Source organism: Pantoea sp. GABEPS69, from assembly GCF_045780835.1.
Classification (GTDB): domain Bacteria; phylum Pseudomonadota; class Gammaproteobacteria; order Enterobacterales; family Enterobacteriaceae; genus Pantoea; species Pantoea septica.
In genome coordinates, this window is record NZ_CP118618.1 from 2,094,323 (window position 1) to 2,111,281 (window position 16,959).

The window sequence follows — 16,959 nt, forward strand, 5'->3', positions numbered from 1 at the left end:
CTTCTCCTTAAGCCGTGCGCTGACGCAGCGCGAGTTGAACATTGGCGATCAGCATCAGCGCCACCACGAGAGTCGACAGGATAACGCCGGACGGCACCACGGCGTAAGCGTCGCGGCTGTGAACGAAGGCGTTAACGATCGCCAGCAGGATCGCCACCAGCGTAAGCCAGAAATGCACCTTTTCCGCGCGGCTGCTGCCGCGGAACAGATCAATCAGGGCGATAAGACGCGGAAGAATGGCGATGACCAGCCCGATGGCGATAAGCCAGCTGGCAGCATGCGTCCACTCCACGACGTAACTGTTAAGGTAAATAATGTCGAAGATCCATGCCGCCACGAAAAAGCCGAGCGGCACAGGTTCGAACAGCGTGTAAAGCGCCACGGCGAAAGCCGATCGTCCCGAAGTTCTGGTCATTATCCTCTCCCTATCATTGAGCGTTACAGCGCATAAAACGCGCTGCGCCTGTAAAATATTAGTAAATATGAAGAAAGATGACGGAAAGATTCAGGCGATAGCGCGGCGTCCCTGCCGCGCTGCGGCGATTAACGCTTGTCGGCAGGCAGGGTTACCCAGTAACCGGGCTGGTAAGGCAGCGGTAAAAATTTCTCATGAAAGGCGCGGAACGTCGCGTCCGGATCGAGATCGGCGAAGAGATCGGGATGCAGCCACTTCGCCAGCGCCTGAATGGCGACGAACTGATAAGGACTGTCGTAGAACTGATGCCAGATGGCGTGCGCATGGCCGTTGTGCGCCACCGGCAGGGTTTTAAAGGCGTCGCGCATCATCAGCATCTGCAGGCGCTTTTCCGCCTCCTTCACGTCGGCGCCCGGCCCGACCCCGACCCACTTGCCGACGGTGTTGTAGTTTTTCCAGTTCGCGCCGGTCACCACCACCACGTCGGGACGGCTGGCGATAATCTGCTCGGGGTTGAGGGTGCCGAAGGTGCCGGGAATAAGATCTTTCGCGATATTGCTGCCGCCCGCGATCTCCACCATCTGCCCGAAGTTTTCATTGCCGAACGACATGCAGCACTCGTCGGTGTAGCCGCCAGCGCGGTCGATCATCACTTTGGGACGCGTGCCGTGAAAATCTTTCAGCCGCGCGGTAACGCGCTCAATCTGCTGACGGCGAAAATCGATAATCGCCTCCGCGCGTTCCGGCTTATTCAGCAGTTCGCCCATGATGCGAATGCTTTTTTCCGCATTGACCATCGGCGCTTCGCGGAAATCGATAAACACCACCGGGATGCCGACCGCCTGCAGCTTCTCGATCAGCTTGCCTTCGTCGGTGGCGGCTTTTGACTCCAGGTTCATCAGCACCAGATCGGGCTTCAGCGTCAGCGCCTGCTCGACGTTGAAGGTGCCATCTTTAGCGCCGCCGAAGGTCGGCAGCGTCTTAATTTGCGGATAGCGCTTTTCATACGCCTGATAGCCGTCCCAGTCCGCTTTGTGAAAGTCGTCGCGCCAGCCCACTACCCGCTGAAAGGGCGCGTCGGTGTCGAAGGCCGCCAGCAGATAGATCTGCCGCCCCTCGCCCAGAATAATACGTTTCGACTCGGCGGCGACCTCAACCTGACGGCCCGCCACGTCGGTGATGGTTTTGGCCGCAGCCGTTCCCGCGATGCACAACAACCCCAGCGCTAACATCCATTTTTTCATTGAATTAACCCATTCAAACGATAATGATAATTATTTATGTAAAGCGCCGTTACTATTACGCAAAATGGGTTGCAGGAAAAGAGGCAGAGAGAAATCTTTTACCGGCCGTCGAGCAGGCCCAGCTCGCGCCGGTCATGGCTGCAGAACAGCGTCACCTGCGCGTCGGTTTGCAGCGAGAGCGCGCGCAGTCGCTGCTGGTTGGTGCGCCAGGCGTCACGATCGCTGCACATCATCCACTGGTAGAAGCGCAGGCCTGGTGTGCAGTGCCGCTCCGCCTGCCGCATCTCCTCGCGGTAGAACCAGGCGTCGCCGCCGTGCAGCAGCCAGCCGTCGCCCTGCCGCACCGCGATGCCCGCGTGACCCAACGTGTGGCCAGGCAGCGGCACCAGCAGCACCTCGTCGTTGAGATCGTCGAGCGCCCTCACCGCATCGAAGCCGAACCAGCGTTCCCCGCCGGCGGCGTAGCCGCGCCAGCCGCTGTGGTTGCCCCACTGCTGCGGCCGGAAGCGCTGCCGTTGTAGCCAGCTCTGGCGCTGCGGCGCGGTATCCAGCTCCCGCTGCAGCAGATGCACGCGCGCCTGCGGAAAGTCGCTGATGCCACCTGCGTGATCGAAGTCGAGGTGCGTCAGAATGATATGGCGCACATCCTCCGGCTTAAAACCGAGATCGACGATCTGCTGCCAGGCGCTGAGCCTGCGATCGAACTGAATATTGTTGAACAGCCGGAAAAAGCCCGACAGACGACCGCGATGCGCCATATCCTGCAGGCCGATGCCGGTATCCACCAGCACCAGCCCCTGCGTATCGGTTTCCAGCAGCAAACAGTGACAGCTGAGGTGCGCCAGCGGCGAGCGGCTGAATCCGTCGTAGAGCGCGCCGCCGAAGGGACACATACAGCCGCAGTTGAGGTGATGAACGCGCATGGTTTCCTCCTTGCCTTTCGCCGTAGCGGCCAAAAAGCCGGTTAATGATGAACGGGTTAATTAAACAATAATGGTCAGCCCTGCGGCATCTGCAAGCGTGAGCGGCACAATCAGCCGCGCATTTTTTCGGTGCGGCCTTGCTCACAAAGTGGCCAGGCTTCGTGAATCTGTTCACATCACCCTGTGCGGCTGCCCTAATTTACGGCTGCATTTACCTTGCTTTGGCTAATGCGTAAACAATCTATGAACGCTAGATTACGAAATGAAACGTTGTTTTACTTTTATTTCACATCCAGCGAGAGCCGTCGCATAAGGAGCCTGTGCCGTGAAGATCAGCGCCATTGAAGTCACCCAGTTTACTTATCCCAGCAGACGTCATGCCGACAGCGCCGGACACTCTCATCCCGGCGACGAAACCGAGGCGCAGATGGCGCTGCTGACCCTGACCACCGAGGACGGCCACAGCGGCTATGCCTTCGCGCCGCCGGAGGTGATCCGCCCGCACGTGGTTAACGCCTTTTTCCGCAAGGTGCTGATCGGGCAGAACGCCATGGATCGCGAACGGCTGTGGCAGGATCTGGCGCACTGGCAGCGCGGCAGCGCGCATCAGCTCACCGAGCGCGCCCTTTCCGCCGTCGAGCAGGCGCTGTGGGATCTTATCGGCCGCCGGCTGCAGCAGCCGGTGCACAAGCTGCTCGGCGGCTATCGCGAACGGGTGCCCGCCTACGGCAGCACCATGTGCGGCGACGAGCTGCCCGGCGGGCTGGCGACGCCGGACGACTATGCGCGCTTCGCCGAAACGCTGGTGGCGCGCGGCTATAAAGCGATCAAGCTGCACACCTGGATGCCGCCTGTGGCGTTCGCCCCCAGCCCGCAGATGGATATCAAGGCCTGCGCCGCGGTGCGCGAAGCGGTCGGCCCGGATATCGCCCTGATGCTGGACGGCTACCACTGGTACAGCCGCAGCGAGGCGCTCACTATCGGCAAGGCGCTGGAGAAGCTCAACTTCAGCTGGTTCGAAGAGCCGATGGAGGAAGAGAGCATGGCCTCCTACGCCTGGCTGGCGGAAAACCTCAGCATCGACGTGCTGGGGCCGGAGAGCCTCGGCGGCAAGCATCACAGCCGCGCCGACTGGGTGCGCGCCGGCGCCTGCGACATTCTACGCGCCGGCGCCAACGGCGTCGGCGGTATCGCCGCCACCATGAAGGTCGCCAGCCTGGCGGAAGCCTTCGGCATGGACTGCGAAGTGCACGGCAACGGCGCGGCCAGCCTGGCGGTGGTCGGGGCGATCCGCAACTGCCGCTGGTACGAGCGCGGCCTGCTGCACCCTTTCCTCGACTATGAACAGCCGCCCGCGTACCTCAACAGCCTGATCGACCCGATGGACCACGACGGCTATGTGCAGCTGCCGACCCGGCCTGGCCTGGGCGAAGATATCAACTTCAGCTGGATTGAGACCCATACGCTGAACCGCTGGTAACGCTGAGAGAGAAGTACAGCAAACAACTATAAACCTCTGACCTGCTGGACTTACTTTATGACTATCCGCACCCGCTGCGGCGCGTGGCTCGCCACGCTGCTGCTGCTGGCGGGCAGCGCGTCGCTTCAGGCGAATACGCCTGACGACCAGCTGATCGTCGGCATGAATATGAACAATCTGCTTACGCTCGATCCCGCCGCCATGACCGGCAACGAAGTGGTCGGCATCGTGGTTAATCTCTATGACGGGCTGGTGGAGCTCGATCCGCAGCAGCTGACGCGCGTGCGTCCGGCGCTGGCGGAGAGCTGGCGCATCAGTCCGGACAACAGCACGCTGACCTTTCGGCTGCGCGACGACGTGCGCTTCCACTCCGGCAATGCCCTGACCAGCGCTGACGCCGTCTGGTCGATGCGCCGCGTGTTGCACCTCAACCTGGCGCAGGCGTCGGTATGGAAATCCTACGGCTTCAGCAAGGCCAACGTTGACGAGATGATCGCCGCCCCTGACGCGCGCACCCTGGTTATCCGTCTGCCGAAGCCCAACGATCCCCATCTGGTGCTCTATTCCCTCGCCGCGCTCGGCAGCATGGTGGTGCTCGACAGCAAAACCGTGCAGGCGCACGCCGTCAACAACGACTGGGGCAATCGCTGGCTTACCACCCATGAGGCGGGCTCTGGCCCGTTCCGGCTGGACGGCTGGCAGGCGAAAGATGTGCTGACCATGAGCCGCGCACCGGACTACTGGCGCGGCGCGGCGAAGATGCAGCGCGTGGTGTTTCGACACCTGCAGGAGTCGCAGACCCTGCGCCTGATGATGGAAAAAGGCGATCTCGATATCGCCAGCAATATGGCGATCCCCGACGTGCGCGCCCTGCGTAACGATCCCGATCTCAGCATCGACAGCGTGCAGCGCGGCACGATCTACTACCTGGCGATGAGCATGAAAGAGGCCCATTTCGCCAACCCGAAGGTGCGCGAGGCGATGCGCTATCTGGTGGACTACCAGGGGATCAATAAAACGCTGATGGCAGGCTACGGCGTACTGCATCAGCGGCCTATCCAGGCCGGCATGCCCGCGACGTTGCCCGATCCCGGCTACCGGCTGGACATTGCGCGCGCCCGGACACTGCTGGCGGAGGCGGGTTATCCCGACGGCTTCGACACCACGCTGCGCGTGCTGGCGGATCAGCCCTTTCTTAACGTCGCTATCGCCATCCAGTCGACGCTGATGCAGGCGGGGATCCGCGCGCGCATTATCACCGGCACCGGCAACCAGATCTATGGCGCGATGCGCGACCGGCAGTTCGGCCTGCTGGTGGGACGCGGCGGCAGCGGCGTCGAGCCGCATCCCCATTCCAGCCTGCGCTCGCTGGTCTACAACCCGGACAACGCCGACAGCGCGCGGCTGACCAACTTTCAGGGCTGGCGCACCAGCTTCTACGACGCCCGGCTCAACAGCATGATCGACCAGGCGCTGACGGAGCGCGACCCCGCGAAACAGCAGCAGGCCTATTTCGCTATCCAGCAGCGCTATGACCAGCTGATCCCGGCGCTGATGCCCCTTTCCCAGATGGTCGATTCGGTGGTGGTGAATAACCGCGTACAGGCCTATCAGCCGCATCCGTCCGCCACCACCTTTTTGCGCGACGTCTGGAAAACGCCAGAGAGCCTGGCAGGAGGCACGCCATGATTGCCGCCCTTCCGCAGCTGCGCCGCGTCAGCAAACGCGCGACGCAGGTTTTTATCACCCTGTTCGGCCTGCTGCTGCTGACGTTCTTTATCGGCCGCGTGATGCCGCTCGATCCGGTACTGGCGATCGTCGGCCCGGACGCCGATCACGCCACCTGGCAGCAGGTCTACCACCAGCTCGGCTTTGACAAGCCGCTGTGGGCGCAGTTCGGCATCTATCTGAACGGGCTGCTGCACGGCGATCTCGGTCATGCGCTGCTGACCGGCCAGCCCGTCAGCCAGGATATTCTGCGCGTCTTTCCCGCTACGCTGGAGCTGGCGACTCTCGCGATCGTTATCGGCGCCGGGCTCGGCGTGCCGCTTGGGGTGATCGCCGCGGCGCGGCGCAACAGCGTCATTGATTATGCGGTGCGCGTGGTGAGCCTCGCGGGCTACTCCACGCCGATCTTCTGGGTCGGCATGATCGGCCTGCTGCTCTTCTATGCCCATCTGGGCTGGGTCGGCGGCGCGGGCCGCGTCGATTTCAGCCTCGACGGCGTGGTGCCGCGCCGCACCGGCCTGATGCTGGTAGACGCGCTGCTGGCGGGCAATGCCACGGTCTTCTGGAACGCGCTGAACCACCTGGTGCTGCCCGCCTCGCTGCTCGGCTTTCACTCGCTCGCCTATATCAGCCGCATGACGCGCAGCTTTATGCTGGCGCAGCTGTCGCAGGAGTTTATTCTCACGGCGAGCGTCAAAGGGCTGACGGAGTGGCAGGTGATCTGGCAGCACGCCTTTCGCAATATTCTGGTGCAGCTGCTGACGGTGGTGGCGCTCGCCTACGGTTCGCTGCTGGAGGGCGCGGTGCTGATCGAGACGGTCTTCTCCTGGCCGGGCTTCGGCTCCTATCTGACCGGCAGCCTGATGCTGGGCGATATGAACGCGGTGATGGGCTGCGTGCTGGTGGTCGGGCTGATCTTCGTGCTGCTCAATCTGCTCTCCGACCTGCTCTATCAGGTATTTGATCCGAGGACCAAAGTATGACGCTATCGATCGATACGCCGCCGGTCGGCGCAGCGCGCGAACGGCTGGCGCGCTGCCGTCGCTCCGCCCTGCGCGCCGGCCATTTTCTGCTGCGCATGGCCTGCAACCCGCTGACCGCCATCGGCGGCGGCATCGTGCTGCTGCTCTGCCTGACGGCGCTGTTCGCCCCCTGGATCGCTCCTTATCATCCGCTGGTGCAGGATCTCGACAACGCCCTCAGCCCGCCGGGCGCGCAGCACTGGTTCGGCACCGACGAGTTTGGCCGCGATATCTTTAGCCGCCTGGTGTGGGGCGCGCGCATTACGCTCTATATCGTGCTGCTGGTGTCGGTCACCGTCGGGCCGATCGGGCTGCTGCTGGGCGTCGCCGCTGGCTATTTCGGCGGCAAGGTAGACGCGGCGCTGATGCGCATTACCGATATCTTTATCTCTTTTCCCAGCCTGGTGCTGGCGCTGGCGTTCGTCGCCGCGCTCGGCCCCGGCCTGGAGCATGTGGTGATCGCCATTACCCTTACCGCCTGGCCGCCCATCGCGCGGCTGGCGCGCGCCGAAACGCTGTCGCTGCGCCAGGCGGACTTTATCTCCGCCGTGCGGCTGCAGGGCGCGTCGCCGCTGCGCGTGCTGTGGCACCATATCGTGCCGCTCTGTCTGCCGTCGGTGATTATCCGCATCACCATGAATATGGCGGGCATTATCCTCACCGCCGCCGGTCTCGGCTTTCTCGGCCTCGGCTCGCAGCCGCCCGCGCCGGAATGGGGCGCGATGATCGCCAGCGGCCGTACCTACATGCTGGAGTGCTGGTGGGTGGTGACCGTGCCGGGCCTGGCGATCCTGATCAACAGCCTGGCGTTCAACTTCTTAGGAGATGGCCTACGTGACCTGCTCGATCCCCGCAGTGAGTAACGGCGCGCCGTTGCTGGACGTGCACGATCTGCGCGTCGATTTTGTTAACGGACGTCACAGCACCCCGGCGGTGCGCGGCGTCTCCTTTCAGCTCGGCCGGGAAAAACTGGCCATCGTCGGCGAGTCCGGTTCAGGCAAATCCACCGTGGGCCGCGCCCTGCTGCAGCTGCATCCGGCGAAGGCGCGCATCGAGGCGGCGCGCATGCAGTTCGGCGAAATCGATCTGCTGCGTGCCAGTCCGGCGCAGATGCGCGCCATTCGCGGCAGGCGCATCTCGATGATTATGCAGGACCCGAAATATTCGCTTAATCCGGTTGTGCGCGTCGGCGAGCAGATCGCCGAAGCCTGGCGCAGCCACCACCGCGGCCAGCACGCCGCCGCGAAAAAGCGCGCGCTGGAGATGCTGGAGGTGGTGCGCATTCGCGAGCCTGAACGCCTTTATCAGCTCTATCCCCATGAGATTTCCGGCGGCCAGGGCCAGCGCGTGATGATCGCCATGATGCTGATCACCGAGCCGGAGCTGGTGATCGCCGATGAGCCGACCTCCGCGCTCGACGTCTCGGTTCGCCTGCAAATTCTGGCGCTGCTGGATGAGCTGGTGAAGGCGCGCGGGCTGGGACTGATCTTTATCAGCCACGACATCAGCCTGGTGCGCAGCTTCTGCGACCGCGTGCTGGTGATGTACGCCGGGCGCGTGGTGGAATCGCTGGCGGCGAACGAACTCGACTGCGCGCGCCATCCCTATACGCAGGGCCTGCTGGCGGCGCTGCCGGATATCGACCAGCGCCGCAGCCGTCTGCCGGTGCTGCAACGCCAGGCCAGCTGGCTGAATGATTAAGGAGCGCGCATGATTGCTGTCGAGAATCTCAACCTGAGCTTCGGCGAAGAGGCGGCCCGAAACCAGGTGCTGTTCGACGTCTCTCTGAAGGTCAATGAAGGCGAAATCTTCGGCCTGGTGGGCGAGTCAGGATCGGGCAAAACCACGGTGCTGAAGTGCCTGGCGGGGCTGATTACCCACTGGCATGGCGCGCTGGCGATAGGCGGAGAGCCTCTCGGGCACCGCATCGATCGCGCGCGCTGCAGACAGGTGCAGATGGTGTTTCAGGATCCTTACGGTTCGCTGCATCCGCGCCACACCATCGGCGATATTCTGGAGGAGCCGCTGCTGATCCACGGCATCGGCCAGCGGCAGGCGCGCGTGGTGGCGATGCTGGAGAAAGTCGGGCTGAATCGCGCCTGGCTGACGCGCTATCCGCATCAGCTTTCCGGCGGTCAGCGCCAGCGCGTCGCCATCGCGCGCGCGCTGATTCTGGAGCCGCGCGTGCTCCTGCTGGATGAGCCGACCTCAGCGCTCGACGTCTCGGTGCAGGCGGAAATTCTTAACCTGCTGAGCGATCTGCAGCAGCAGGCGAATCTCACCTACCTGATGGTCACGCATGATTTAGGCGTGGTGGCGCATCTCTGCCATCGCGTGGCGGTAATGCAGCAGGGTCGCGTGCTGGAGACGCTCGACGTGCCGACGCTGGTAGCCGATCGCGCGGCGATGCCCTATACGCGCATGCTGGTAGAGGCGAGCCGTCACTACAATCCGGCGCTGGCGAAAGAGATGTAGAGAAAAGAGAGGCGCGCGGCGAAGGCGGCGCGCCAGGAAGGCGTTACTGCGTAATCTGACGCACGAAGTCGGCGATTTCCGGCACCTGGCCGTGCTCGAACAGGCAGTGCTGCAGACGCGGGCCGCTGAGGGCGGTGCGCACCAGCTCTGGGTCCAGCGCGCGCAGCGTATCGAGATAGTTCTCTTTCAGCATCGCCGCTTTTACCTGATTCAGAATGCCGGCGTTGCGCACCTGCGGCTCTTTACGCTCAGGCGGATAGCCCAGTCCTTTTTCGCCGGTGAAGGCTTTTTCAAAGATAAAGCGCAAATTCAGCTCGGCGCCCCAGCCGAAGCCTTTGGCGAACGGCAGCGAAAGCGCGTTGCCGTTGTTGATCTGGGCGAACAGATAGGCGTCCGCCGGATCGATACAGTAGCCGCACACCACGCCCGGATGCAGGTTTAGGGACATTAGGGCGCCCTGTCCGGTGCCGCAGCCGGCGATAACGAAATCGACCGCTTTGCTGTTGAGCAGCACGCTGGCCATGATGCCGAGGTGAATGTAGGTCAGATGGTGATCCTGTTCGTCGCTCATGCCGACGTTAAAGACCTGATGGCCCAACGGCTGCGCGACGTTTTCCAGCTCTTTGCGCACGACGGCGTTTTTAGCGGCCTGGCTGTTTTCCATCATTAATGCGATTTTCATGATCTGCCCTTAAGTATTTATGAAACACCGTTTCATTTTAATCAAAAGCGGCTAAAGTGCATAGATTAATCGCGCGCTATGGCGTGAGGCATATCACAAAAACGGCAGTCTAAGGCTGATCCGAATGAGGAGGCAAAATGTTTGTATATCGATCGCAGACGCAGCTGGAAGCGTTAGGCAATGGCGTAACGCGGCGCGTGCTGGCGCACGGCGGCACCATGATGGCGGTGGAAGTGACCTTTGAAAAGGGGGCGGTCGGCCCCCTGCATCATCATCCTCACGAGCAGCTGACCTGTGTGCTCAGCGGACGTTTCGCCTTTACCATCGACGGCGTCACCCAGGAAGTCAGTGCAGGCGACACGCTCTATAAAGGGCCAAACATAGTGCACGGCTGCGTCTGCCTCGAGGCGGGCACGCTGCTGGATACCTTTACCCCGCAGCGTGAGGATTTTTTGTCGCCGGGCTAAGCGCTAGGCATGCAGGAAACGTCCCGGGAAATCAGAGGGGACGGGATGCTGCTTTTCGTAGCGGCCAAACAGCCGGTAGCGATTTAGCGCAATGCGGTTGTAGAAAAAGTCGCTGATAAAATGGGGGATCAGCAGGCCTGGCAGCGACAGCATTCCCCATGGAAAAGGCAGCAGCCGCATTACGCGTAAAATGGCCTGAGCGCGGATCCAGTGGCGGTCGCCGTCGATCAGCACAATGGTGCGGATATTTTCATCGGGCAGGCCGGCAAAGCGCAGCAGCGCCTTGCCCTCTTCGCTCTGTACTGCCGCAAACCGGACGCGTCGGGAAAGCTTCAGGCGCAGCAAGAGATTGACCCAGCTATTACAAATTTTGCAGACGCCGTCATAGAGCACGACCTTTTCGCCGGGCTTGAGAAAGGGAGGCTGTGGCATAATTATCTCCTTAAATTAATGACGGATACGATAGTTAAGTACGGTCATTAATTGCGCAGGCGTCAAGCAAAAAGCGGATATAAAAAACCGGCCAGGCGGCCGGTTTGGTTTTAACTCTGCTGATACAGGGAGTTATCGGATATAAAAGATGTGACACGCGGCGGCTGCAACTGCTGCCTGAGCCAGATTTCAGCGCCCTCTACGTCCGGCATGCTCGCATCTACCTGATAAACCGGCCCCGCCGCCATGGGTTTTGCCCGCTGCGCCAGCAGCCGCAGCTCCGGCAGATATTCCGCGCCGGGATGACCAGGAAGCCGGTTCGCCAGACGTGCCTGATAGCGCGTCGCCGCGTCGTCCGGAGAAATGGCCATCCATAACTCCAGCGCCCGACTCACGCCAGCACTTGCCAGCCCCTGCTCCAGCACGCTTTTCGGCTGAAAGCCGAACCAGGCGTCGATCAGGTAGACGCAGCTCGGCGGTGCCTGTGCGACGATTTGCCATATCGCCTGATAGGCCGCACAGCCCAGCTGGCGATTGCGCTGCCGATCTACTGAAGTCAGGCTCGCCATAAAAGGTTCTTTGATACTGTCGAGCGTCAACACCGGTAAAGCGAGCCGCGCGGCAAGCGCATGGGTGAGCGTGCTTTTGCCGGAGGCGGGAATGCCGTTTATAAGCACGACCTGTTTTGATGGCGTCATAGGGGTCATAGGATATCAATGACCTCCGCGACGCTGCTTGCCTGACGTAATCGCGCCAGCGTCTCCTCATTGTCAAGCATCGAAACGATAGCGCGGATGCCCTCTTCAATATGCGCGTTGCTGTCGCGCGCGCCGAACAGAATGATGATATCCGCCTTATCGCTGCCGTCAAATGAGACCGGCTCGTGCAGCAGCAGCAGGCTAAAGCAATCCTTGACCACGCCGCTCTCCGGTCGCGCATGGGGAATCGCAATACCCTCTTCGAACACGTAGTAGGCGCCGTGCGTCAGGGTATTGGCGATCACCGCGTCGGGATAGGAGGCGTTAAGATAGCCGCCGCGGATCAGCGGCTGCGCCGCCAGCGCAATTACCTGTCGCCAGTCGCTCTCCCTGACGCCAAGTTGAATGGCGTTGGCTTCCTGCAGTACCTGTTTAATACTCATCAGGCCTCCTTAAATCGACTTGCGCATAATATTGCGCAGCGCATCCATTTTGACGAACAGCGCATCTATTTCATTGCGGTGATGCCGGCTTTTGGCGAATAAATTTAGCGCCCGGTTATAGGCGAGCATTAATTGCTTTTGCGCCTCTCCGTCACGTGAATCTTTTTCCAGCCGCTGTTCAAACCCGCTTATTTCCGCGATCAGCTCCTCAGCCTGACGATCAATCTCCGCTTCATCGGCACCCTTATTCGGCGCCGCTTTTTTCATAAATCCGAACATAGCCTCTCCTGCCCCGAATCGCGACGGGCAACGATATTGTCATGATGGAGAAAAGAGAATTAACGGAACAGCTGGATTTTCTCGACCAGCACATCCGTTACGGCGTCATTTGCCGGCACGAGAAAATGACGCACGCTGTCGTTCACTTTGCCCTTTTCAAAAGTTTGCTTGCAGCGCGCCACCCACTGCACGTTCATCTCAGTGCCGACGTTCACCTTTTCGATGCCGTTGCGCACCGCCAGCCGCATATCTTCATCGCTGACGCCGGTACCGCCGTGCAGCACCAGCGGCGTGCCGGTCGCCTGGGTAATCTCCGCCAGCCGCTGATGCTGAATATGGGCTTTGCCGGTATAAAGCCCATGGACGGTACCAACAGAGACAGCCAGCATATCGACGGCGGTTTCATTGACGAAGCGCCTGGCATCCTCAACCGGCGTAAAAGCGATCGCCTCTAGCGCCACCACTTTGCCATCTTCCGAGCCGCCTATTGCGCCAAGCTCCGCCTCGACCGACACGTTACGCGGGCGCGCCATATCGATAACGCGACGCGTATTCGCGATGTTTTCTTCAATTGGCAGGTGCGACCCGTCATACATCACCGAGCTAAATCCAGCATCGATGGCGGTCTGAATCGCCTCTAAATCTGAACAGTGATCGAGATGCAGGCAGGCCGGCACGTTTTTACTGGCGGAAAGCGAACAAATCGCGTCTACCAGCAGTTGATGACCCAGGTATTTCGCGGTGCCGGTAGAGATCTGGATCATCAAAGGGCTGTTGGTTTTTTCCGCCGCTTTAAAAAAGGCGGGCAGCATTTCCAGACAGTGCAAATTAAAAGAGCCAAGCGCTTTGAACTCACGTTGTTTAGCCACCTGCAGCAGATCGGTAAAGTTATACAGACTCATGGAGTTTTTCCTCACGGGGCTTAGTGGATTTTCCGTTAACAAACCAGGCGATAAGGGTAATGAAGAGCACGAACAGCGCGACGAACAGCCAGTTGCCCTGGAAGGCATGGCCCAGAACCAGACCCGTGCTGATGACGTCGGCGTCGCTGAAGGTCACGCCGGTGAAACCGTAGCTTTCCAGCATCGGCACCAGAATGGCGGGGAGAAAAGTGATGAACAGCCCGTGTACCACGCCGCCGATCATCGCGCCGCGGCGGCCTCCCAGCGCATTGCCGAACACCCCAGCCGCGCCGCCGGCAAAGAAGTTAGTGAGCAGACCGGGCAGGATCATCGCCAGACCAAACAGGGGAAAGAGGATCATGCCGATGATCGAGCCGAGCGTGGTGGCGAGGAAGCCGACAATGACGGCATTAGGGGCATAGGGAAACAGCACCGGGCAGTCAAGCGCGGGCCTGGCGTTGGGCACGAGGCGCATCGCGATGCCGCGAAACGCCGGCACCAGCTCGTTGAGCAGCAGACGCACGCCGCTGTAGAGCACAAACACCCCGGCGACAAACTGCATCGCCTGCATAAAGGCGTACATCAGATAATTCATGCCGCCGCTGTACTGGGCGATGAAGGCCGGACCGGCGGCCAGCGCGGGGATGAGGTACATCGGCACCATAACGATGCCCATCGCCAGATAGGTATCCTGCAGGAACTTAAAATTGTCCGGCAGCTTAAGATCTTCCGTAGAGCGGGATCCTTTGCCTACAACTTTCGCCACCGCGGCCTGCACCAGATAGCCGATAGTACAGAAATGGCCGAGCGCAATATCGTCCGACTCGGTAATGCGCCGTACCACCGGCTGCGCCAGCGCAGGCATAACCACCGCCATGATACCGCCGAAAATGCCGCCGGTCAGGATCAGCGGCAGTCCGCTGAGTCCTGCTTTATAGCCGATAACGGTGCCGATAGTGGCCATCCAAAGCAGCGCCTGCCCGGTCAGGAAGATATATTTAAAAGGCGTAATGCGCGCGATAATAATGTTAACGATAAAGATAACCAGCAGCGTTAGCGCCACTTCCGAACCCAGTTCGCGATTCGCCAGCCCGGCAATGGCCGCCACATCGGTGATATAGCCGCGCATGCCAAAACCCTGGGTGAATATAGTATTCAGAAAGGTTAACGCGCCGACGATAATATTGATTCCGGCCATCATTATCAGAAACCCCAGCAGGGTTTTGAACGTGCCCTCCACCACTTTCCCTGCTGATTTACGCTGCAGCAGCAAGCCAATCAGCGCAATAAAGGCGATCAAAATAGAGGCCTGTCCTAATAAATCCCGGACCAGGAATTCAATCACGCTATTCATGGCTTGCGACCTTTACGTTATGTTCTTTAAGAAAAGCGAGGATCTTTTCTTCAATTTCGCTCTTATCGGTGAGGCGGTTAAGAATAATAACGCGCTTCATCTCTTCCGGGCTGGCGTCGGCGTTTAAAACGTCGGCAAAAGCTTTCTGCGTTAAAATAATGTCAGATTTAAACGCATTGGCTTCTGATATGGTGGTGTGATCGATATCAGCCTCAATTTCCAGCTTTTTTAATACCGCCCTGGCGCTCATTTCAATGGCGAAACTGGACCCCAGTCCGCAGCCGCAGACACATAAAATTTTAAGCATGGCAATTTCCTCAGACTATATTGAGTTGTTTAGCGAGTTTGTAATAATGCCCTTCTGTATCGACAAGACGTTTTTTCATGCTTACTAAATCAATCGGAATAGGTTTATTGCTGCCGTTTATAATGACGGCTTTATTCCGCATGCCCGACTGAATACAACGCACCACTTCAGCCGCCATAATGGCGCCTTGATAAATCTCTTCGCAGGTAGGATCGCCGTTGCGCAAGCCGTAACCAATAATTGTTTTACGAATGCGCACCCCTGTCAGCGGCTCCAGCTGTTTAATTAGCGTATCGATCGCCCCCTGAAAGCCAGGAGAATATTCGCGCGTGTAGCCCTCCGAGCAGAGAATGACCACGCTGTTCTGCTTTTCCAGACGCGCCCGGATACGCTCAGCCAGCTGCGCCACCGGGATCTGGCATTCAGGGATGAGCGCAAAGTCGGCGTTGCTTTTAATCGCCGACTGCAGCGTCAGTTCGCCGCAAAAACCGCCGAGCAGCTCCGCCATGAAAACGCGTCCTGCCAGCGCCCGACCGGTATTACGCAGCTTCGCCACCTCTTTTAAAACCTGCTCGCAGGCGGTGGAGAAGCCGATGGTGTAATCGCTGCCGAACACATCATTATCGATAGTCATGCCGACGCCGAAGCAATTAACGCCGAATTCGCTCAGCGTATGCAGGAATTGCAGCGAGCCATCGCCGCCCGCCATAATCAATACCTCCACGCGCAGCGTTTTAAGCTGCCTGGCTATTTGCTCATATTCGCCGCGAATTAATTTTTTTTCGGTTCTGCCAGACTGCATGAGCGGAATGGGCGCTATCGAATAATCGACCAAATCACGCCAGCTTATCTCCTGATAGCGATTACCAAGCAGGCCGGGAATGCCACCGTTAAATAACACCATCTCCGCCTGCGCCAGTCGCGCCACCTGGAAGATAAAATTATTTATGCCGGCGACATCGCCCCCGCTTATCACTATGCCAATTCTCATTATCACAACCTCATAGGGTTTTCGCTCTGAGGTTATTGTTCCTGGGCGGGCTGTTTATATTTGCAATAGACATCACAAAATTCACAGAGGCAGAACCGCCAGGCAGCTTGACACCCTTTATTCAAGGCGGTTATTTGAGAGGCAAGTCACATTATTTTAGAAGGCGGCAAAAGGAATTTACGCTGAATATTCATTGGCTTGACGTAAAAAGATCGGCAACTGCATAACCCATTATGCGCAACAGACTGGCGAAGGATTTCCATAATGCGAAATTGTGATTTCTGCCTCATTTTTACCCTGGTCATGCTTATTTCACCGCTAAAGCGTTACGCATCGCGATCGTTTTCAGCGCAGGGTAATGCGTTTTAGCGTTAGTAGAGAGAGAAGATGAGGGGAAATATAAGAAGGTTGAAGACGGAAAATAACCTCTCTCTGTTCACAAGAGAGAGGTTTAAAATTACTTCGCGTAGGCTTCGGTAGAAATGCTCAGCGTCACGTCGTCGCCGACCGCTGGGACATATTTATCCAGCTTAAAGTCAGAACGCTTAATAGTGCCGGTGGCGTCAAAGCCGATCGCCTGTTTCTTCACCATCGGATGCTCGCCCTGTTTGTTCAGCGTGGCGTGCAGCGTCACCGGTTTGGTGATGCCTTTCAGCGTCAGGTTGCCTTCCACGTCGAATTTGTTATCGCCCTTCGCGGTCACTTTGGTGCTGTGGAAAGTCGCTGTCGGATATTTCGCGGTATCGAAATACTCCGCGCCCTTGAACTCTTTGGTCAGCGCAGGAACATGACTGTCGATGCTGGTTATCGGCAGGGTCACGTTAACGCGCGAAGCGGCTGGATTTTCACTGTCAAACACCAGCGTGCCTTTCGCGTCCGGGATATCCGCGGTGGGATGGGAAAAGCCGAAGTGAGTCCAGGTAACGATAACTGACGTGTGCTCCGGGTTCAGCTCATACTGCTGAGCGGTCGCCTGAGAAAGCGGGACATAGAGTGCGGTGGCGGCCAGCAGCGGCAGCGCGAGACGTTTGATATTTTTCACTTTAGGTTCCTTTTAAAACAGCCGAATCCATTTGAGTGTCCCCTAAACACCCCCGCAGATATAGTGAAGAGTTTT

The 16,959-nt window shown here is 59.3% G+C and carries 20 protein-coding genes; 7 read left to right on the top strand and 13 right to left on the bottom strand.

The window, feature by feature from the left end; translation table 11 throughout:
- Positions 1-7 precede the first annotated feature (7 nt).
- The 3 genes from PVE98_RS10310 to PVE98_RS10320 all read right to left on the bottom strand — a co-directional run bounded on the left by PVE98_RS10310 (position 8) and on the right by PVE98_RS10320 (position 2,582).
- Positions 8-415, bottom strand: a complete 408-nt coding sequence (locus PVE98_RS10310) for a DUF2231 domain-containing protein (RefSeq protein ID WP_033747251.1) — start codon at positions 413-415, stop codon at positions 8-10.
- 128 nt (positions 416-543) lie between these two features.
- On the bottom strand, positions 544-1,659 hold the full coding sequence (locus PVE98_RS10315; RefSeq protein WP_033747253.1) for an ABC transporter substrate-binding protein: 1,116 nt from the start codon (positions 1,657-1,659) through the stop codon (positions 544-546).
- A gap of 98 nt (positions 1,660-1,757) precedes the next feature.
- The gene (locus PVE98_RS10320; protein WP_051905542.1) at positions 1,758-2,582 is read right to left on the bottom strand and encodes an MBL fold metallo-hydrolase; all 825 of its coding nucleotides are present in this window, start codon (positions 2,580-2,582) and stop codon (positions 1,758-1,760) included.
- Between the two features lie 325 nt (positions 2,583-2,907).
- Here PVE98_RS10320 and PVE98_RS10325 point away from each other — a divergent pair, with 325 nt between their 5' ends.
- From PVE98_RS10325 to PVE98_RS10350, 6 genes are read left to right on the top strand one after another with little or no spacing between them, the layout of a single operon-like run.
- Positions 2,908-4,062 carry a mandelate racemase family protein gene (locus tag PVE98_RS10325; protein ID WP_096073127.1) on the top strand — a complete coding sequence of 385 codons (1,155 nt, stop codon included), beginning with the start codon at positions 2,908-2,910 and terminating at the stop codon, positions 4,060-4,062.
- Between the two features lie 57 nt (positions 4,063-4,119).
- Positions 4,120-5,751 (top strand): ABC transporter substrate-binding protein, encoded by a 1,632-nt coding sequence (locus PVE98_RS10330; protein WP_096073126.1) that lies wholly within the window; start codon positions 4,120-4,122, stop codon positions 5,749-5,751.
- Entirely contained in the window at positions 5,748-6,773 is a 1,026-nt protein-coding gene (locus PVE98_RS10335) for an ABC transporter permease (protein ID WP_096073125.1), read from the top strand. The genes PVE98_RS10330 and PVE98_RS10335 overlap by 4 nt, the downstream gene beginning before the upstream one ends.
- Complete coding sequence (locus tag PVE98_RS10340) at positions 6,770-7,675, top strand: ABC transporter permease (RefSeq protein WP_096073124.1); 906 nt, start codon at positions 6,770-6,772, stop codon at positions 7,673-7,675. Before PVE98_RS10335 ends, PVE98_RS10340 begins: the two co-directional genes overlap by 4 nt.
- On the top strand, positions 7,647-8,513 hold the full coding sequence (locus PVE98_RS10345; RefSeq protein ID WP_333620593.1) for an ABC transporter ATP-binding protein: 867 nt from the start codon (positions 7,647-7,649) through the stop codon (positions 8,511-8,513). Before PVE98_RS10340 ends, PVE98_RS10345 begins: the two co-directional genes overlap by 29 nt.
- 9 nt (positions 8,514-8,522) lie before the next feature.
- Positions 8,523-9,287: an ABC transporter ATP-binding protein gene (locus PVE98_RS10350; RefSeq protein ID WP_096073123.1), complete on the top strand. Its 765-nt coding sequence runs from the start codon at positions 8,523-8,525 to the stop codon at positions 9,285-9,287.
- Between the two features lie 43 nt (positions 9,288-9,330).
- Here PVE98_RS10350 and PVE98_RS10355 read toward each other — a convergent pair whose 3' ends face one another.
- Positions 9,331-9,969, bottom strand: coding sequence for an RpiB/LacA/LacB family sugar-phosphate isomerase (locus PVE98_RS10355; RefSeq protein ID WP_033747267.1), 639 nt, complete (start codon positions 9,967-9,969; stop codon positions 9,331-9,333).
- Positions 9,970-10,106: 137 nt separating this feature from the next.
- Between PVE98_RS10355 and PVE98_RS10360 the strand changes: the two genes are divergently transcribed.
- Positions 10,107-10,436, top strand: coding sequence for a cupin domain-containing protein (locus tag PVE98_RS10360; protein WP_096073122.1), 330 nt, complete (start codon positions 10,107-10,109; stop codon positions 10,434-10,436).
- A gap of 3 nt (positions 10,437-10,439) precedes the next feature.
- On the opposite strand, the gene PVE98_RS10365 is transcribed toward PVE98_RS10360, so the two are convergent.
- The 9 genes from PVE98_RS10365 to PVE98_RS10405 form a co-directional block, all read right to left on the bottom strand.
- Entirely contained in the window at positions 10,440-10,868 is a 429-nt protein-coding gene (locus PVE98_RS10365; RefSeq protein WP_033747270.1) for a thiol-disulfide oxidoreductase DCC family protein, read from the bottom strand.
- A 110-nt stretch (positions 10,869-10,978) separates the two neighbouring features.
- A complete protein-coding gene (locus PVE98_RS10370; RefSeq protein WP_096073121.1) occupies positions 10,979-11,575 on the bottom strand; it encodes a glucokinase in 597 nt (198 codons plus the stop codon).
- Complete coding sequence (locus PVE98_RS10375) at positions 11,572-12,009, bottom strand: PTS sugar transporter subunit IIA (protein WP_096073120.1); 438 nt, start codon at positions 12,007-12,009, stop codon at positions 11,572-11,574. The genes PVE98_RS10370 and PVE98_RS10375 overlap by 4 nt, the downstream gene beginning before the upstream one ends.
- 9 nt (positions 12,010-12,018) lie before the next feature.
- Positions 12,019-12,288 carry a hypothetical protein gene (locus tag PVE98_RS10380; RefSeq protein WP_096073119.1) on the bottom strand — a complete coding sequence of 90 codons (270 nt, stop codon included), beginning with the start codon at positions 12,286-12,288 and terminating at the stop codon, positions 12,019-12,021.
- A 59-nt stretch (positions 12,289-12,347) separates the two neighbouring features.
- A complete protein-coding gene (locus PVE98_RS10385; RefSeq protein WP_096073118.1) occupies positions 12,348-13,190 on the bottom strand; it encodes a class II fructose-bisphosphate aldolase in 843 nt (280 codons plus the stop codon).
- Positions 13,177-14,544, bottom strand: a complete 1,368-nt coding sequence (locus PVE98_RS10390; protein ID WP_096073117.1) for a PTS sugar transporter subunit IIC — start codon at positions 14,542-14,544, stop codon at positions 13,177-13,179. The genes PVE98_RS10385 and PVE98_RS10390 overlap by 14 nt, the downstream gene beginning before the upstream one ends.
- Entirely contained in the window at positions 14,537-14,851 is a 315-nt protein-coding gene (locus PVE98_RS10395; RefSeq protein WP_096073116.1) for a PTS sugar transporter subunit IIB, read from the bottom strand. Before PVE98_RS10395 ends, PVE98_RS10390 begins: the two co-directional genes overlap by 8 nt.
- Positions 14,852-14,861: 10 nt before the next feature.
- Positions 14,862-15,842, bottom strand: coding sequence for a 6-phosphofructokinase (locus tag PVE98_RS10400; RefSeq protein ID WP_096073115.1), 981 nt, complete (start codon positions 15,840-15,842; stop codon positions 14,862-14,864).
- A gap of 457 nt (positions 15,843-16,299) precedes the next feature.
- On the bottom strand, positions 16,300-16,884 hold the full coding sequence (locus tag PVE98_RS10405; RefSeq protein ID WP_096073114.1) for a YceI family protein: 585 nt from the start codon (positions 16,882-16,884) through the stop codon (positions 16,300-16,302).
- Between the last annotated feature and the right edge of the window lie 75 nt (positions 16,885-16,959).

Excerpts from the sequence above, each read along its gene's own strand:
- PVE98_RS10310 (WP_033747251.1), bottom strand. The coding sequence starts at position 415 with ATGACCAGAACTTCGGGACGATCGGCTTTCGCCGTGGCGCTTTACACG.
- PVE98_RS10315 (WP_033747253.1), bottom strand. The coding sequence starts at position 1,659 with ATGAAAAAATGGATGTTAGCGCTGGGGTTGTTGTGCATCGCGGGAACG.
- PVE98_RS10320 (WP_051905542.1), bottom strand. The coding sequence starts at position 2,582 with ATGCGCGTTCATCACCTCAACTGCGGCTGTATGTGTCCCTTCGGCGGC.
- PVE98_RS10330 (WP_096073126.1), top strand. The coding sequence starts at position 4,120 with ATGACTATCCGCACCCGCTGCGGCGCGTGGCTCGCCACGCTGCTGCTG.
- PVE98_RS10335 (WP_096073125.1), top strand. The coding sequence starts at position 5,748 with ATGATTGCCGCCCTTCCGCAGCTGCGCCGCGTCAGCAAACGCGCGACG.
- PVE98_RS10340 (WP_096073124.1), top strand. The coding sequence starts at position 6,770 with ATGACGCTATCGATCGATACGCCGCCGGTCGGCGCAGCGCGCGAACGG.
- PVE98_RS10350 (WP_096073123.1), top strand. The coding sequence starts at position 8,523 with ATGATTGCTGTCGAGAATCTCAACCTGAGCTTCGGCGAAGAGGCGGCC.
- PVE98_RS10355 (WP_033747267.1), bottom strand. The coding sequence starts at position 9,969 with ATGAAAATCGCATTAATGATGGAAAACAGCCAGGCCGCTAAAAACGCC.
- PVE98_RS10360 (WP_096073122.1), top strand. The coding sequence starts at position 10,107 with ATGTTTGTATATCGATCGCAGACGCAGCTGGAAGCGTTAGGCAATGGC.
- PVE98_RS10365 (WP_033747270.1), bottom strand. The coding sequence starts at position 10,868 with ATGCCACAGCCTCCCTTTCTCAAGCCCGGCGAAAAGGTCGTGCTCTAT.
- PVE98_RS10370 (WP_096073121.1), bottom strand. The coding sequence starts at position 11,575 with ATGACCCCTATGACGCCATCAAAACAGGTCGTGCTTATAAACGGCATT.
- PVE98_RS10375 (WP_096073120.1), bottom strand. The coding sequence starts at position 12,009 with ATGAGTATTAAACAGGTACTGCAGGAAGCCAACGCCATTCAACTTGGC.
- PVE98_RS10380 (WP_096073119.1), bottom strand. The coding sequence starts at position 12,288 with ATGTTCGGATTTATGAAAAAAGCGGCGCCGAATAAGGGTGCCGATGAA.
- PVE98_RS10385 (WP_096073118.1), bottom strand. The coding sequence starts at position 13,190 with ATGAGTCTGTATAACTTTACCGATCTGCTGCAGGTGGCTAAACAACGT.
- PVE98_RS10390 (WP_096073117.1), bottom strand. The coding sequence starts at position 14,544 with ATGAATAGCGTGATTGAATTCCTGGTCCGGGATTTATTAGGACAGGCC.
- PVE98_RS10395 (WP_096073116.1), bottom strand. The coding sequence starts at position 14,851 with ATGCTTAAAATTTTATGTGTCTGCGGCTGCGGACTGGGGTCCAGTTTC.
- PVE98_RS10400 (WP_096073115.1), bottom strand. The coding sequence starts at position 15,842 with ATGAGAATTGGCATAGTGATAAGCGGGGGCGATGTCGCCGGCATAAAT.